The 15,637-nt window shown below is 38.3% G+C and carries 13 protein-coding genes and 1 riboswitch; of the genes, 4 read left to right on the top strand and 9 right to left on the bottom strand.

The features are described from left to right. Positions 1-27 precede the first annotated feature (27 nt). A riboswitch (guanidine-I (ykkC/yxkD leader) is annotated at positions 28-129 on the bottom strand. Positions 130-610: 481 nt separating this feature from the next. Then, positions 611-1,525 carry a LysR family transcriptional regulator gene (locus PYV58_RS07140; protein WP_004724679.1) on the bottom strand — a complete coding sequence of 305 codons (915 nt, stop codon included), beginning with the start codon at positions 1,523-1,525 and terminating at the stop codon, positions 611-613. 319 nt (positions 1,526-1,844) lie between these two features. On the opposite strand from PYV58_RS07140, the gene PYV58_RS07135 reads away from it, so the two are divergent. Beyond that, a complete protein-coding gene (locus PYV58_RS07135; RefSeq protein ID WP_081401524.1) occupies positions 1,845-2,507 on the top strand; it encodes an epoxyqueuosine reductase QueH in 663 nt (220 codons plus the stop codon). Between the two features lie 22 nt (positions 2,508-2,529). Here the strand turns inward: PYV58_RS07135 and PYV58_RS07130 are convergent, their stop codons facing one another. The 3 genes from PYV58_RS07130 to PYV58_RS07120 all read right to left on the bottom strand — a co-directional run bounded on the left by PYV58_RS07130 (position 2,530) and on the right by PYV58_RS07120 (position 7,394). Beyond that, the gene (locus PYV58_RS07130) at positions 2,530-3,918 is read right to left on the bottom strand and encodes a methylenetetrahydrofolate reductase C-terminal domain-containing protein (RefSeq protein ID WP_034611835.1); all 1,389 of its coding nucleotides are present in this window, start codon (positions 3,916-3,918) and stop codon (positions 2,530-2,532) included. 381 nt (positions 3,919-4,299) lie between these two features. Further along, positions 4,300-6,402: a TonB-dependent siderophore receptor gene (locus PYV58_RS07125; RefSeq protein ID WP_034611838.1), complete on the bottom strand. Its 2,103-nt coding sequence runs from the start codon at positions 6,400-6,402 to the stop codon at positions 4,300-4,302. Between the two features lie 212 nt (positions 6,403-6,614). Further along, entirely contained in the window at positions 6,615-7,394 is a 780-nt protein-coding gene (locus PYV58_RS07120; RefSeq protein ID WP_034611840.1) for a helix-turn-helix transcriptional regulator, read from the bottom strand. Positions 7,395-7,490: 96 nt separating this feature from the next. On the opposite strand from PYV58_RS07120, the gene PYV58_RS07115 reads away from it, so the two are divergent. Beyond that, positions 7,491-8,309: a sulfite exporter TauE/SafE family protein gene (locus PYV58_RS07115; protein ID WP_034611843.1), complete on the top strand. Its 819-nt coding sequence runs from the start codon at positions 7,491-7,493 to the stop codon at positions 8,307-8,309. A gap of 453 nt (positions 8,310-8,762) precedes the next feature. Here PYV58_RS07115 and PYV58_RS07110 read toward each other — a convergent pair whose 3' ends face one another. Further along, entirely contained in the window at positions 8,763-9,599 is an 837-nt protein-coding gene (locus tag PYV58_RS07110) for a class I SAM-dependent methyltransferase (RefSeq protein WP_034618319.1), read from the bottom strand. A gap of 15 nt (positions 9,600-9,614) precedes the next feature. After that, positions 9,615-10,583, bottom strand: coding sequence for an AraC family transcriptional regulator (locus PYV58_RS07105; protein WP_034618320.1), 969 nt, complete (start codon positions 10,581-10,583; stop codon positions 9,615-9,617). Between the two features lie 172 nt (positions 10,584-10,755). Between PYV58_RS07105 and PYV58_RS07100 the strand changes: the two genes are divergently transcribed. Next, positions 10,756-11,823: a class I SAM-dependent methyltransferase gene (locus PYV58_RS07100; RefSeq protein WP_034618321.1), complete on the top strand. Its 1,068-nt coding sequence runs from the start codon at positions 10,756-10,758 to the stop codon at positions 11,821-11,823. A gap of 191 nt (positions 11,824-12,014) precedes the next feature. Here PYV58_RS07100 and PYV58_RS07095 read toward each other — a convergent pair whose 3' ends face one another. Continuing rightward, a complete protein-coding gene (locus PYV58_RS07095) occupies positions 12,015-12,956 on the bottom strand; it encodes a LysR substrate-binding domain-containing protein (RefSeq protein ID WP_034618322.1) in 942 nt (313 codons plus the stop codon). Positions 12,957-13,135: 179 nt separating this feature from the next. Here PYV58_RS07095 and PYV58_RS07090 point away from each other — a divergent pair, with 179 nt between their 5' ends. Next, a complete protein-coding gene (locus PYV58_RS07090) occupies positions 13,136-13,975 on the top strand; it encodes a hypothetical protein (protein ID WP_034618323.1) in 840 nt (279 codons plus the stop codon). A 476-nt stretch (positions 13,976-14,451) separates the two neighbouring features. On the opposite strand, the gene PYV58_RS07085 is transcribed toward PYV58_RS07090, so the two are convergent. Continuing rightward, a complete protein-coding gene (locus PYV58_RS07085; protein WP_034611863.1) occupies positions 14,452-15,153 on the bottom strand; it encodes a fumarylacetoacetate hydrolase family protein in 702 nt (233 codons plus the stop codon). Positions 15,154-15,217: 64 nt separating this feature from the next. Further along, positions 15,218-15,604 (bottom strand): RidA family protein, encoded by a 387-nt coding sequence (locus tag PYV58_RS07080; RefSeq protein WP_034611859.1) that lies wholly within the window; start codon positions 15,602-15,604, stop codon positions 15,218-15,220. Positions 15,605-15,637: the final 33 nt, after the last annotated feature.

The raw sequence follows: 15,637 nt of genomic DNA, 5'->3' as shown, positions 1-15,637 counted from the left end.
CACTCCTGTTCGGATAGTTTATTGACTTCCTCCCGGGCTTTTATCCCTCCGTGTAGTTCTTTCGAACCGCGAACTCTCGGTCCAGACATACTCTTTTAGACAAGTATCGGAACCCTAGATCACTTTTTATAATTTTATTTGATGCAAAGGATGTGCCAATTGAGTATTACGTTTTTAGGCTTTAGTAATACTAATTTTGTGCGATAAGAGTGCATTTCAGGACATAGAAAGCAAAAATGAGTTATTAATGAGCTAAAAAATGGCGATGCGCCAAATAAAAATCCGTTCTAAATAAAACGATCTCTAATTGAAAGTCATCTCTAATAAAATCCTTTTCTAAAAGAAACGTGTCGAAGAAACAACACAGCGCAAAAATATTTAAGTTCGTCGATAGGTTGGCGTAGGGCATGCCAAACCTTGCGCTGCAAACAAAGCCAAGCTTTGTTTTTGCTCATATTCTGCTTAAGAAGATAATTCAGGAATATAGCGGAAACACACTATAAGAAACACGCACTGATTCAGGCCAAAACCAGCCTGAGTCAGCGCGTGCTAAAATGATTCATCGTACTTAGCAAGTAGGTACTACACGATGACTCATTAATAATACATTTTAGTAATACGTTGCTCTTTTTTTCGAGAATTTATCCAATTGCTTGAGAAAGCCATCAAAATAATCTTTTTCTTTTTCTTCTACACGATAACCTGCATATAAGGTTCGACGTAAACCTTCAGGCGCGACACAATCTAAACGGCGAGAAACCACCCAGCCCTTTTGCTCATATTCATTGACCACCCAATCAGGCAGTGCTGCGATACCATGACCACTTGCCACAAGTTGAATCAACATTTGAGTTAAGTCTGTGGTGCGAATATGTTTTGGCTGAATATTGGCAGGAATAAATAATCTCGACATGATATCCAGTCGATGTTTATCCACTGGATAGGTCACCAAAGTTTCTTCCGCCAACTCTTGCACCGTAATTTCTTTCATTCGTGCTAAAGGATGCGTGATTGAGAGCACCAATCGCGATTCATATTCAAAAATTGGAAAATACTCTACCCCTTTTAGCGCAATTGGATCTGCTGTAATTAACAGATCAAACTCACCAGTTTGTAATAACTCATGCGGATTGGCTTCAAATCCTGAGGCAAAATCTAAATCTACATCTGGGTATTGTTGACGATACTGGTTTAGCAATGGCATAAGCCAATCAAAACAACTGTGGCATTCAGAAGAGAAAACGATTCGTCCCGTTTGCCCATGTACAATTCGGGTAATATCAGACTGGGCAATTTGCACTTGTGGCAAAATATCATCAGCAAGTTTCAGTAATCGTTGACCAACATTAGAAAAACTCACTGGACGTGAGCGACGATTCACCACTTCGACACCAAACCATTGATCTAACTCTCGAAGCTGGTGTGATAAAGCAGAAGGTGTTAAACACAAATCTCCTGCTGCTGCAACCAATGAACCATGTTCACGTAAAGCAGTGAGTGTTTTTAGATGTCGAAGTTCTAACATTCCGTCATTACCAAATTAATATGTTAAAGGTGATCTGGCTATAGCATAACGGATTGATGGCGTTTATGTTTAATTATTTTCACTTAAATTTAAAATTTGTTATTTTTATTCATTTTTAAATAATAAGCAAAACATTGAAGATGCTCTTACTCATCCATACAATTAAATCACTCCATTATTGAATGAACTAAATCTGGCGATTTAAAATATCATCCTTAAAAACTTTCAGCATAGACTGAAAACATTTCAGTGAATTCAAACACCACAAGACTTTAAAACTTTTACAATAGAAGATTATTCATTTTTTATATTGTTTAGCATGACTCTGGAACGCCAAAAGCTCACACTCCCCCAAGGCCACGACAAATTGTTGCTGCATTCATGTTGCGCGCCGTGCTCAGGTGAAGTCATGGAAACCTTAATTGAATCAGGCATCGACTTTTCAATTTTTTTCTATAATCCAAATATTCATCCAGTCAAAGAATATTTAATTCGCAAAGAAGAAAATATTCGCTTTGCTGAGAAGCATAATATTCCATTTATTGACTGTGACTACGATACAGACAATTGGTTTGAACGTGCCAAAGGTATGGAAAATGAGCCTGAAAAAGGCATCCGCTGTACCATGTGTTTTGATATGCGTTTTGAGAGAACCGCACTCTACGCACACGAACATGGATTTAGTTTAATCAGCAGTTCATTGGGCATATCGCGTTGGAAAGATATGCAACAAATTAACGGCTGTGGAATTCGAGCTGCCGCACATTACCCACAAATTGAATATTGGGATTATAACTGGCGCAAAAGCGGCGGTGCACATCGTATGATCGAAATCAGCAAACGTGAAGAATTTTACCAACAAGAATACTGTGGCTGTGTTTATTCACTGCGAGATACCAATCGCTGGCGTATGAAAAACGGTCGTGACCGGATCAAATTAGGTGAAAAGTTTTATACCAACGTGATGGATGAGGAAAATTAATTTATCCAGACACCTCCCCTTATCATTGCTTCACATACCAGTTTTTCCAAGAGCTGGTTCCACGTACTTCTATCGGTACAGTTGGAATCAGCTGCTTTTTTAATACCTGAATTTGATCGACCTCTTCAGCCAATCGAGCTTTGACAGAGTGTATACACTCTCGATCCCCAAACTCACAACGGTCTAAATGTGTGCCACCGCATGGACCATTTGCCAGACCTTTAGGGCAAGTTTCAGGGCAAATATATAAGGTTTCAGCCAGCCGACACTGACCACAGCTCTCACACCCGACAATAAAGTGCTTACTCAAATATTCCGCTTGTAACAGTAATTTTGCTGCAAGGGCTTTATTCCAAAAATTCGCACTAAAAATATAAGCACCCAGCCCTTTGACCAAACTGGAATTAAACATGGTACTGTGAATGGTATCTAAAAATTGATATTTCACTTTCTGTTGCAAATTACGCAGCTTAGACTTTTCTACAACAGCTGGACGTAATTCATTGCCAGTTTTAAGCTGCCATAATTGAGCCCATAATTGTTGACATTGTTTGAGATCAAGATGTCGATACTGTTCAATATAACCCGTTAAAATCGCTTGCTCATCGGCTTTATGGCACGCAGAAAGATGCACACCAGCATAACCAATATGCTGACAAATCAAAATTTGTAAAGCACAACGTAAATAAGTATTTTCAGTTTGATCAGAATCATGTTCTTGAGCCAACACTTCAAGCATATGTGGTGTAATCACAATACCTGCAACGTTATGTTTCAGCATAAATTTCGCTCGTGCTAAAGTCAGCGGCATCACACAAGCAAGAATTTTTTGTGTATAGTTTTCTTCAATTAAAAACTCATGTGCTTGTTTAAGTGCAACGAGGTCAAAGCCCAATTGGGTAATAATATAATCAGCACCTGCTTGTAGTTTTTTATGTAATTTTAAATACTGTGCTTGTTTTTCTGCTTGACTATATTTAAACGGATTCAAGGCAACGCCAATATGAAAACCACCTTGTTGTTTGGCAGCGATGACCGCATTCACCGATTCTAAATAGCGTGTTCGAGCATGACTACCTCGCCCATCATGATGTTGTTTTAACTTATCGCCAGTCAGTAACAATAAATTTTGTTGTCCATGTTGTTTGGCTTGCGTTAAAAACAGATTGAAATCATGTATATCTCGACCTTTACCTGCATAGTGCACTACTTTTTCAATCTGCTGCGGATAAGATTGTGCGGCGATTAATGGTGCAATATCATCATCTGAACGTACTCGATCTGACAAAGTCATACATACAGGAAAGCCCGCCAGCTGTGTTGCTACAGGCAGCATCTCTTGCTTTGAAGGCAAATATTCCACCAAACAACAAAATTGGTTTTGAGCAAAGTATTGGGAAAGCTGAGACATAAAAAAATTTAGATAAATACAGCAAAATAAATAGGCCTGAATTATAGAATGTTTTAAAACGAATTGCTGTAATCATAAAATGCTTTTCAAGCAGATCTCTGCATAATCGACATCATTCACTGCATCTTAATTTAAGCTTTTTAATCACTTCTCAATAGGAGCAATTGTTTTTATTACGATGGTAGAAATTAGACATAGTGTTGTTCTAAATTGAATATCTTAAGGTTTTCACTCGATTAGCCATTATTCTAATAAATCTAAGTATGTCTCGTTCTAAGTATTTTGATCTTGAAAAAAATGGGTATTGTTTCCAATACCCATAAAACTTATGTATTACTACTCAATTCAAATAGTGAAAACAGTATCTAAACTAAGCTACTGTTAATATTTAAATTTCACATTCAGACGAACCATCATAGGATCTCCCCAATTGACCAATTGTGCATTTGGTGTGGTGCCTGCCAGATACTCTCTATCAAATAAGTTTTTAATCGTTAAACCCGCACCCCAATTCTTGGCTTCATAACCCGCATTTACATCAAATAAGGCATAACTTGGTAAGTAGACAAAATCTGTATTACGTTGCGCTGTTCGAGAACCTTGATAACGAATCCCTGCGCCAATATTCCAACCTAATTTATCTGGGCTAAAATAGTACTGGGTGGATAATGAACTGGCATTTTTAGGTACATGATTGGTCCGTTTGCCAATATCACTGGCAATCACACTTTCAGTGACTTTTGCTGTTGGGATATAGCTATAGGTTGCTGTTGCATTCCATTGATCAGTTAATGCCGCTGCAATTTCTGCTTCAAAACCTTTGGTGACTTGTTCACCTGTTTGGATTGAGAATTTCTGAGAGATATCTGTTTCAGTCACATTTTTACGGGTCAGATCATAATAGGCAATATAGCCTTGTAGACGCTGATCCAGTGCTTGTAACTTAACCCCGACTTCGGCCTGTTTACCCTCTTCAGGATTCAACAATTGACCATCTTCGCCAGCATCTGTTACAGGCATAAATGAGGTTGAATAACTGATATATGGTGCAAACATATCATTGATACGGTACATCACCGATCCACTGCCCGTAAATGCATTGTCAGAGTTTTTGCTGTTGCTATTTTTTAATACATCGTCAATTTCAACCTGAGTCCAATCGTGTCGACCAGACAATCCAATAATCCAGTGATCATCTACTTTAATTGTATTGCGTAGATAAAGACCCGTAAATTGGCTATAGGTCAATTGCTGTGTTGGCGCGCCCAGTTTGGTACTGGTGATTCCATAGACTGGATGGTTAGCATTAAAAGAGTTGATGGTATCGTTTCTACGATAGTAATCACTACGCTCTCGCATCATATCGACACCGACCATCACGTCGTAGTTGATCTTTCCAAAATCAAAATTACGTTGCAGGTTGCTGTCCAAAGTATAGTTGGTATCTTGCTTATCTTGATTATTTACAGAACGTTTAATGTCTGGTAGAGGACTGTTACCTGATGCCAATATCGGATTGCCTTGGGTATCAGTTTTGGTAACCGCAAAGTTTTGTTTAAACACCCAAGCATTATCAAAGTAGTGCGCATAATTTGCACCAAGACGATAAACATCGACGTCATAACCATGATCAGGTTCACCAAAGAATAGGCTTGAAGGGTATTTTTTATAATCGCCTTTGCTATAAGGAATGCCCTGTTGACGGATGTATTCACGGTGTTGATAGCTGGCAATGACGGATAAATCATCTTTATCGCCTAAATCAAAATTGTAAGATGGAGCAATATATTGATTTTTAAAATAAACATGGTCAGTCGGGTCATCTTGATCAGAGACCCGTCCTACAATACGAAAAGCGCCTTTTGCACGATTATCAGGGGCATAATTTAGGTCAAATGTACCTTCTTTTAAACCATAGCTTCCATAACTTAATGTGCCTTTGTAAGCGGTTTCTGCTTGTGGGCGTTTGGTGGTTAAATTGACTAAACCGCCTGGCAGCGCCAAACCGAAACCAACTGAGGTGGGACCTTTGACCACTTCAATAGACTCTAAGCCTGAAATATCTTCCGCTCGTAAAACATTATCCGATGCTTGGATACGTAACCCATCAATATAAGTTTGTGAACTGGATATTTGTCCACGAATAATAAAGTCATCCCAGCCTCTTCGTCCATATTGACCAGAGGTCACGCCTGCTACACCTTCTAAGGCTTCTGCTACTGTTTTTGCTTGCTTTTGTTCAATTTGCTGATTGGTGATCGCACTAATCGACTGAGCTGTTTCAAATAAAGGCGCTTTAGATCGCAATACCGCACTTGCTGTTTTTGCTGCATAAGCTTTTTTATCACTGTCTGCTTGTACGATAATCGTTGGCAATTTATTGCTTACAGCATTTTGCGTTATATCTGATTCTGACTCAGCATGAGCGGTGGATAACATGATGGCAAAAACTGAAAATGCGAGGGAGGATTTATTAAACTGCATTAAACAATGACCTAAAAACTTGAAGCTTAATTATAATCATTTTCATTTATATTTATCACTATTTTTTTACGCTTTCCTTTTAGTGACCTATGTATGAAAGGAATAACCCTTTAAATAAAACATGCTTTTTCTAATAATTCGACTGTATCAATCACATCACTGATAAGTTAGGCTTATTTTTTATAACGATTGGTCAAAAACAATAATGTATTTTATTTGGATGTTTTATTTTGCAGATGACTCATATATTGAGTCGGGCTTAAACCCAAAACGCGATGAAACATGGTGGTGAATGCAGCAGGATTTTTAAAGCCAAAATCATAAGCAATGTGCTGTATCGGCTGGTTTTGAATTAATTTTTCCAGACTTAACAATACACAAGCATGTTGTCGCCATTTTGAAAAAGACATCCCAACTTCACTTTTAAACAGCCGACTAAAATGCCGCTCGCTGATATAAAGTTGTGTCGAAATTTCTTCGGGTGATAAATGAATATTGGGCTGCTTTAAGAACTTTTGGCAAATTTCTAAAATGGCTTTATTTTCCGGCAAAGGTAAATGCAGTTCAATTTTTTCAGAAATAGCCAGCTCAGTTAAAATCAATTCTTGAATCAGCTCATCATGTCTTGAAAGCGGTTCATTTAACGCTGGTGCTTTTAAAAGTAATTGTCGAAGCAAAGGTGAAATTGACAGCACTTCGCAACATTCAATCTGCCTAGGGACATCTTCAGGAAGGATATACAAACTACAGGTTTTAACATTGAATAAAGTCAGTTGATGCGGAACTTGCGGTGGAATCCAAACCGCCCTTTCAGGAGGAATGATCCAGTTTCCTTGTGGTGTTTCTACATGCATCACACCCTGAGCTGCATAGAGTAATTGTGCTCGTTTATGGCTGTGCATCTTTAACACATAATACTCAGCGTACTGCGTTTCTATCGCAATCATTTTATGTTTTAAATGCTCAACACTATGAATCGAGATTTGTTTCATATCCCTGTCTGATTTGAGTAATTAAATGCGGAATATAACAAATTTTATCGATCGAGAAATCCTTAAACTGGTATTTATTTTCAAAGATCTCTGTGTATGGAACTTTATCTTATTTTATTGGTTGCAGGATTTATCAGTGGCATACTCACCATATTATTTGGTTTTGCCGGTGGCTTTGTTGTTGTTCCTTTGGTTTATTCGACAATTCGTATGCAATATCCAATTCATTCTACCGCCTATGATTTAGCTTTTAAAAGTGCAGTTGCCACCTCATTATTGTTGATGGTGATCAACTCTGGATTGGCAACTTATCAGCAATATAAACAGCGAAAAATATACAAACAATACCTCTTCCCAATCGCATATTGGATTGCTGCTGGCGCAATTTTAGGCACTCTACTCGCCCTAAATATTTCATCACACCTGTTAAAATGGGCTTTTGCACTCTATTTGTGTATAACAATTTTTGATTGTGTGCTTCGTCAATTTAAACAGCCCCACTCAAATCCTCAAGCCGTAAGATTACTCACCAAAACAGAACAAGGCCTAGGCGGCATCTTTATCGGCGGGATTGCATCAGCATTGGGTGTTGGAGGCAGTGTAATGACTGTTCCGCTGTTCCGGCGCTGTGGTTTGGATATGTCTTCAGCCGTTGCCCTTGCCAATCCTTTGAGTATGCCGGTTGCGATTGCAGGTTGTATCACCTTGATCATTGGGCAAATCATTCAACCACAACATTTAGGTACGCATTTTATTGGTTATTTTTACTACCCTGCTTTGATTGCGTTAATTATAGGGGGCTTTTTCGGCATGAAATTGGCAATACAATGGACCGGAAAATTATCTAATCAAATGCATGAGCGAGGTTATATCCTGTTACTCACGCTGGTTTTAATCAGTATTTTATTTCAATAGGAAGACTGTGGCCTACAGACTTGAGGCTTATGTCTTGCGCCCAAGTGTTTTGGAGCTAGTGGACGATTTAACAGACGCACAGCCAAGAAAAATGATTCAAATAAACAGAGCTTGCGTTGCCTAGAAATGAACAGTTAATCAACCTCTAATACATATAAATTAATCTGCGGTTTTGTTTGTATTGTTTAATCATACATGGTGGTTCTATCGTGTGGCGACATGGATGTCGTCGTTGAGCGGAGGTATATGAGCAAAAATAAAGCACTGCTTTGTTTGCAGCGCAAGGTTTGGCATCCCCTACGAAAAGTGAGGCATTGCCTACACAAATCTATTTAAACTTTAAATGTAAAGTGAGGCATTGCAAGCTTTATAATCATACAAATCCATTTTTATAGAACGCTGATACTTTTAAATTTGATCTATGGCTTAATCGAGTAACATTTAAAAAGAAAGCTAGCTAATTTTAAATATGACAATACGTGAAGAAGTTTTGAGTTTTGGCACAATTGACATTAGTGTCGTGAGCATCAATCCCATTCGATGCCAACCTTTAAATTGATTAAACAAATAGGTCCGCACATGCTTAAGTTTGGGATGCCATGTTTCAATGTCTTTTTCATCATCCAAACCAAACTTAAATGTGGCTTTGGTTTTACTTACAGTATCGTGTAAAGCAGACTTAGTACTCATCCAAGCATTGAGCATGTCAAAATGAATTTCAGCACCTGAAAACCGCTCGGCTAAAGCAGTTAACACCTGTTGATTTTGGGCTTGATTGAAGTACATCAATACCCCTTCGATCACAAACATAAAATGACCATTGGGATGCGTTTCTTTTAATTGATCCATCCACGTGGTCGATAACATTGAACTTGCAATAAAGTGTTCATTTTTATGCGCGGATATCAGTTGCTGACGTTGCTCAATGACTTCAGCAATATCCAATTGATAAAACTCAGCATGTTCAGCACTGTTACCGATACGTTGTATACGGCTATCTAAACCACAGCCTACAAATACAATAATCGGCTGATGATTAAGATAATGATGAAGCTGAATAAAGTCTTTAACCTTCTGATCAAAATGTGTTGAACGCAATGCAACACCAACCGACGTGGCCTTCTTGTTTTTATATTTTGAAAAATCATAATCAATTTTTTCCACCAACTCACAGGCTGTTTGATCATTGATTAAGGGATTTTTTTTCTGCGTTTCAACGGATTTGGCATATAAGGTAATCAGTAGCGTGTCTGCAATCTCATCTTGCAAGTTAAGCGATATTTTTTTCATTACGCATTCCTCATGTCATTTAGATTTATTTTTTGCAAATAATGCTTTGGGTGATTTTCCATAAAAACGAGTAAACGCAACTGTAAAATTATTGGGATATTGATAGCCCACCTGCCACGCCACTTGAGCCACGTGCAAACCTGACTCAAGGAGGCTGTGGGCTTGTTGCATCCTCAATTGCAATAAATATTCAGTCGGATTGACCCCATACAGCTTGATAAAACAGGCTTTGAATTTATATACATTCATACCGATCACACCGGCGATATACTGCATCGTCAATGCTTGATCTAATTGATTGATCATTAAAGCTTTGGCTTTTTCCAAATTTTGCACATCCTGCATACTTAAGTTTGCAGATGAGACTGCTGATTCATCAGGCGCAATGAACGGCAACTGTTCTGATAACAAACTCAGTGCATGAATATGTTGTTGTAAGCTATGTTGTGGTTGGTTGTCGCGCTGTACCAGTGAATGTGCCAATGCGCAAGCATGGACTTTACTGGTCCTTGAAACAGGCTGAAAAGCGATTGGGTTGATATGGTTTGGGAGAAATAATGCCTTGAGCTGTTGTGAGCTTAGATATTTACTCAAAAATTCCGAAGTCATAATCAAGCGAAGTTGAGAAACCGTCTGTTGTTTTTGATAGTGACGTATTCCTTCAATGGATGGAAAAGTGTTGATACTGATATGGTCCGCTTTAAAACTGAGCTGCTCTGCATTCTTACTCTGATATTTTGAGCACCCTTGTAATCCAACAGTCAATACCATCACGGGGTTTGGGTGTGTTGCTTGGGTTTCTTCTTCTAATGCATATTGAGGACAATAGTGTAATTGGTTAAGTAGCAAGCCAGTTTCAATCTGCAAAGTGTCTGCATAGCAATGACCAAAATCTTCAGGCAAGCCAATACGGTGTTGCCGTGAAGAGATCTCTTGAACCGAACGCGCTACATCAACCCGCACACGATGATGTAATTGTGTCATCACTCAACACTCCATCTAGCTGAAAACTTCATTCCGCATACTATTTTCTATAATCCGCATATAATAAATAATAATCATTCTCATTTATTCTGTCATCATATCGTATCTTTGGATCGAATGTCTAGACTGAATGTTCTCGGCATTCCCTATGTAATTTTAAAAGGTGCTTTTAATGAATCTTTCTCTAAATCAAGCCGTACACATACTGACTCAACCTCATCCTTTACATTTCATTTGGCAAATTTACCTGTCACAAATACAGGCACAAGCCTTAGATTTTTCAATTGAAAAAAAGCTCTTTGCATCATTATTTCAATTTGAAGATGCCACAGTCCTAGCAAAGAAACATGCTTTGCATCCGCAAAATACCGATTATCTATTACAGCTCTTGGCCAGTTTACAACTGTTAGACACCCAGTTTGACCCAACCAGACAAGCTATGCTTTATCGTATTAAACCAGCACTTAAAGACTACTTTGATCCGATATCAGATCAGTATTGTGCTGATGCGTTGTTATATCGCCAACAAGTGACTCAGTCTGTTGCTGGTCAACTTTCTGTGTCTTTTTCTCGTGATTTCCAAGCCCAATCTCGAACACCAGAAACAATCGGATCTGCATGGGCACAAGCGGCTCAAATACAAATTGCCCAAGAACAAAACGCTGTTACAGTTCACATTGCAGATGTGCTTTCTGACGTAGTCCGTGAATTTAAAACAGCAAGGCATTTTCTTGATGTCGGTGCTGGCGCTGGACGGGTTGCGATGCATTTGGCTGAAAAGTTTACTCAACTTGAATGTACCCTTTTAGAACTTCCGCATGTCATCGAGGCAATTCGACCTACTTTAGCAAACCATCCAGCACACCAACGCTTACATTGTTTAGCTGCGGACTTGCAAACTCTGGACTTTCAAACTTTAAAACCTCAACCTCAATACGACATTATTTGGTGCTCATCTGTACTACATTTTGTTGATGACTATGCTTTAATTTTACAAAGACTGCTTACAGCTCTATCACCCAATGGTGTATTGATTTGTTGTCATGCCGAAATTGACCCATCTCAATATGATGCAGGTATTCAAAGCTATTATCTCAATATGCGTATGCAAGGCAATTACGTTCCACAAAAGGACGATATTTATCGCAGCTTAAAACAACTGGGTTGTCAGCACATTGAAACCATAGAGAATGTGCAATTTCCTGTTGCCTCAGTTGATGTGCTGATTGCGCGAAAGTAAGTTATAAAAAAGCAGTCAGGTAAAATTTTAATCTGATGATGCTGAAGAAACTTGTACGCCATCCTATTATTTTGTGCTGAATCTAAATAGGTCATCATCAAGAAAATATTTTCTGGAATAATAGGGTGATTAAACACTAAAAAATAATGTGAATTATAATTTAAATTAATCCATTAAATAGAGCGTTTTTATTATTTTAAGTTACTGATACAAACCGTATCTTCAAGCATTGAAATAATATTCAATTGCGATGGAGTTAATGTTCTTTCCGTATACCAAACTAAACCTATATCAATATAAATATTTTTCATCGTCAAAGGTAAAATATCCACAAGATTGGCTTTTTTAAAATAATCGGCAAGTTGAAAAGATAAAAAACCAATCGACTCTGTTGCCAAAAGCACCCCGATATTGGTCAGTGTGGATAAAGACTCCACATAACGTTTGGATAAATTGACTTGATGACACAGTAAGAATTCTTCGATCACAATTCGAGTGGTGGCAAATTCAGGTGGAAGTACCATTGGGAATTCTGACAGATCTGTCCAAGTGAGATCCTGCTTGGTCACCAGTGGATGCCCTTTTTTCACCACTACCACAATCGGATCTTTATACAAATGCTTGGTTCTAAATTCTATGCCCAGTGGCTTTGCGGCCAGATTTCCGATCATCACATCTAACTCACCTGTACGAAGCAATGAAATTAAGACGTCTGAGCTGCCCTCTCGTGCGTTAATACTTGTGGAAACCATTTCATTTTCCACTCTTGCGATAAAATTTGGAAGAATGGACAGTGAAACTGCGGGCAACAACCCTATGGCAATACGGGTAGCCCGCCCTTCACTGATTGCCACCAGATCATCTCGTGCAGAAGCGATTTCATTTAGAATTTTTTTAGCATATTTCACCAAACATACACCTGCTTCTGTGGGTAACATTCCTCTTGTGGTGCGATCAAAGAGTTTGATATTTAACCCTTCTTCAAAGTCTGCCAACGTTTTTGAAATTGCAGGCTGAGTAACATTTAAATAATTTGCGACCTTTCCAATATGTCGCATTTCATCCAGTGTCACCAATAATTGTAAATGTCTTAATTTCAGGTTTGAACGTAAATAATGATCAATCTTCGCCATAATATCACCCCCAATATAAAATCCATTTATTTTAGATAAATTCCACTATATATAATTACCATTCACAATCCAATTAAATCCATAACCCTTTTATTATAAATCAATCTTTAAATATAAATAGACGCATAAATAGATTCAGTCAAAATTAAAATTCGAATATAAAGATCAAGGACGCATCTATGTATTTTAAATCTTTAAAGCATAATATCGCCAAACATATTTTATATGGCGTGACCCTAAGCTGTTTCAGCTTAACAACCCATGCAGAGTTCTGGCAAAGCAATCAGACAAGTGTTTCATGGAGTAATCAATACCGAGAGCCTGCCAACCCCGATCAGGTATCCAAAACCATTCTAAATTTCACCCATTTAAGTGGTGATCAGTATGGACGTAATGTATTGGTTGCTAACATTTTTCTATCCAATGACAAAGACCCTAAAGCAAATGGTGATGGTGGCGCGACTGAATACTATGCGTTCTATCGTCGTTACTTTTCCTATAATTCAATTTTTGACAATAAAATTGAAAACAAACTGATCCGTGATATCAACCTGACTTTAAGGGTAGATAAGGGGCTAAAAAACTCAGCAATGGAACCTAACCCAACTAAAGCTCGTGCGGGTTTAAGCATGGATTTCAATGTTCCCAAAGGTTATTTTGAAGTCGGCGCAGACTGGTACTATGAAAGTGTAAACAACAATTTCACTGGTGGTCGGTTCAATTTCGATCCAACCTATGCACTGTGGGCCAACTTTGGTTTTCCCTTACATGACAAAGGCTTTGTTGATGGTTTTGTCGACTTTATTGGCAGTACGGGTCCAGGCTATTTTAACGAGGATGCCAAACCGGCCACCCTTTTTCAGATGAATTATATGTACGATGTTGGCGCTAAAGACGGCCTTAAACTTGGTTTCGGTTATGAATATTTCCGTAACAAGTATCAGATTGATAACCGAAAAGATCCCTATAGAAATGCATTACATAGTGCTCCATTTATTGCAGCACGTTACGTTTTCTAAGTCGATAATCAAGTCATTCCATTGGTGATGGCTTGATTGTTTTAATCTATAGTTAACCTGTCAAAAAACTCAGAGACAAACATATAATTTCTATTAATTAATATTTTAAATTAAATCAATTATATGCAAGAAATAAATTATTTGATTATAAAAAGCTTGCATTGCCACACTTTACATTCAAAGTTTAAATACCTTTGCGTAGGCGATGCCTCACTTTTCAGAGATGAAAAGTGACAAAAATCTTCTGTTTGGCGAGGGGTACGTCCTGTACCCCCGCCCAACAGCGACATCCATGTCGCCACACAGTAGGATCACCATCTAGGATTCAAAAGTACTAAAAATGAATTGATGACCAACTGTTTCTAAAAGTTCATGTAAAAACATAAGCTTCATTTATGATTAATGACTTGATAGAAATCACTTGTATAAATAATTAAGTGATTTGACTATATTTTTATCTTAACGATTCTTTTATCTTAGCGAATTTGCAATTTAATCTCTGCGACTCCCTCAACAGAACCTTCTAGCAGATCTCCCGCCACTACAGGCCCGACACCTTCTGGCGTACCCGTAAAAATTAAATCTCCTGCTTGCAACGTATAATAAGTGGAAAGATCTTCAATCATCTCAGCAATATTCCAGATCAAATGCTGGGTATTTGAACGCTGAGTCGTTTGACCATTTACCCTTAATTCAATATTTACCGCATTTACATCCACTTTTACCTCCGACGCTGGAACAATATCGGATAACACTGCGGACTGATCAAAATTTTTACCCAGATCCCACGGTTTTCCTTGATCACGTGCAATAAGCTGTACATCACGGCGTGTCATATCCAGACCACAGGCATAACCGTATATATAATCAAAAGCTTGATCTGCGCGAATATTTACCCCAGGGCGACCAATTGCAATTACCAGTTCAATTTCATGGTGATAATTTTGGGTTTTCAGTGGATAGGGAATCTCACTGCCCGATGGAACATAAGTTGCCGCATCTTTTAAAAAATAAAAAGGTGATTGCGTCGATTTATCTACACTCACCCCCATTTCCGCAGCATGCGCCATATAGTTACGTCCCATACAAAAGATACGGTTGACTGGAAATTTTTTGGATTGATTGACGATCGGTATAAGGACAGGTGCTTTAACTGGGAAAAGTGTTTCTACTGACATTCTGATATTCCTCATTTTTTAATAGATAAAACCATCGGGCAGTTAGACTGCCCGAATCAAGGGATTAACCCAGAATTGCAGTTGCTTCAATTTCCAGTAGGATTTCAGCTTTGGCTAAAGCCTGCACTTCTACAAGCGTACAAGCCGGAAAATCACCTTCAAAGAATTCCTTACGTGCTTTCCAGACGGCGGTGTTATTGGCAATATTGGTGACAAAGATGGTCATTTTGACAATATTGTTCATCGTGCCACCAGCCGCTTCAATTAAATCCTTAATTTTCTGAAAAATCACTTGCGACTGTTCATATTCATCACCCAGCACGGTTTCACCATCTGGCTGCCGTGCAGTCATTCCAGAGATAAATACCTGATTGCCCACTTTCAGGCAGTTTGACCACAAGCCCGGTGCGGGTTCTTTGACTGTTGGAGAAATAATCCTTTCTTTTAACATGTTGTTTTCCTTATATTCCTGACTCAATATTTC

Source organism: Acinetobacter sp. TAC-1 (genome assembly GCF_029025845.1).
Taxonomy (GTDB): domain Bacteria; phylum Pseudomonadota; class Gammaproteobacteria; order Pseudomonadales; family Moraxellaceae; genus Acinetobacter; species Acinetobacter guillouiae.
This window is presented reverse-complemented; position numbering and strand designations above follow the sequence as displayed.

Bases quoted from the DNA above. Each gene is read 5' to 3' on its own strand.
- PYV58_RS07080 (WP_034611859.1), bottom strand. From the start codon at position 15,604: ATGTTAAAAGAAAGGATTATTTCTCCAACAGTCAAAGAACCCGCACCG.
- PYV58_RS07110 (WP_034618319.1), bottom strand. From the start codon at position 9,599: ATGAAAAAAATATCGCTTAACTTGCAAGATGAGATTGCAGACACGCTA.
- PYV58_RS07135 (WP_081401524.1), top strand. From the start codon at position 1,845: ATGACTCTGGAACGCCAAAAGCTCACACTCCCCCAAGGCCACGACAAA.
- PYV58_RS07105 (WP_034618320.1), bottom strand. From the start codon at position 10,583: ATGACACAATTACATCATCGTGTGCGGGTTGATGTAGCGCGTTCGGTT.
- PYV58_RS07130 (WP_034611835.1), bottom strand. From the start codon at position 3,918: ATGTCTCAGCTTTCCCAATACTTTGCTCAAAACCAATTTTGTTGTTTG.
- PYV58_RS07095 (WP_034618322.1), bottom strand. From the start codon at position 12,956: ATGGCGAAGATTGATCATTATTTACGTTCAAACCTGAAATTAAGACAT.
- PYV58_RS07140 (WP_004724679.1), bottom strand. From the start codon at position 1,525: ATGTTAGAACTTCGACATCTAAAAACACTCACTGCTTTACGTGAACAT.
- PYV58_RS07115 (WP_034611843.1), top strand. From the start codon at position 7,491: ATGGAACTTTATCTTATTTTATTGGTTGCAGGATTTATCAGTGGCATA.
- PYV58_RS07120 (WP_034611840.1), bottom strand. From the start codon at position 7,394: ATGAAACAAATCTCGATTCATAGTGTTGAGCATTTAAAACATAAAATG.
- PYV58_RS07125 (WP_034611838.1), bottom strand. From the start codon at position 6,402: ATGCAGTTTAATAAATCCTCCCTCGCATTTTCAGTTTTTGCCATCATG.
- PYV58_RS07085 (WP_034611863.1), bottom strand. From the start codon at position 15,153: ATGTCAGTAGAAACACTTTTCCCAGTTAAAGCACCTGTCCTTATACCG.
- PYV58_RS07090 (WP_034618323.1), top strand. From the start codon at position 13,136: ATGTATTTTAAATCTTTAAAGCATAATATCGCCAAACATATTTTATAT.
- PYV58_RS07100 (WP_034618321.1), top strand. From the start codon at position 10,756: ATGAATCTTTCTCTAAATCAAGCCGTACACATACTGACTCAACCTCAT.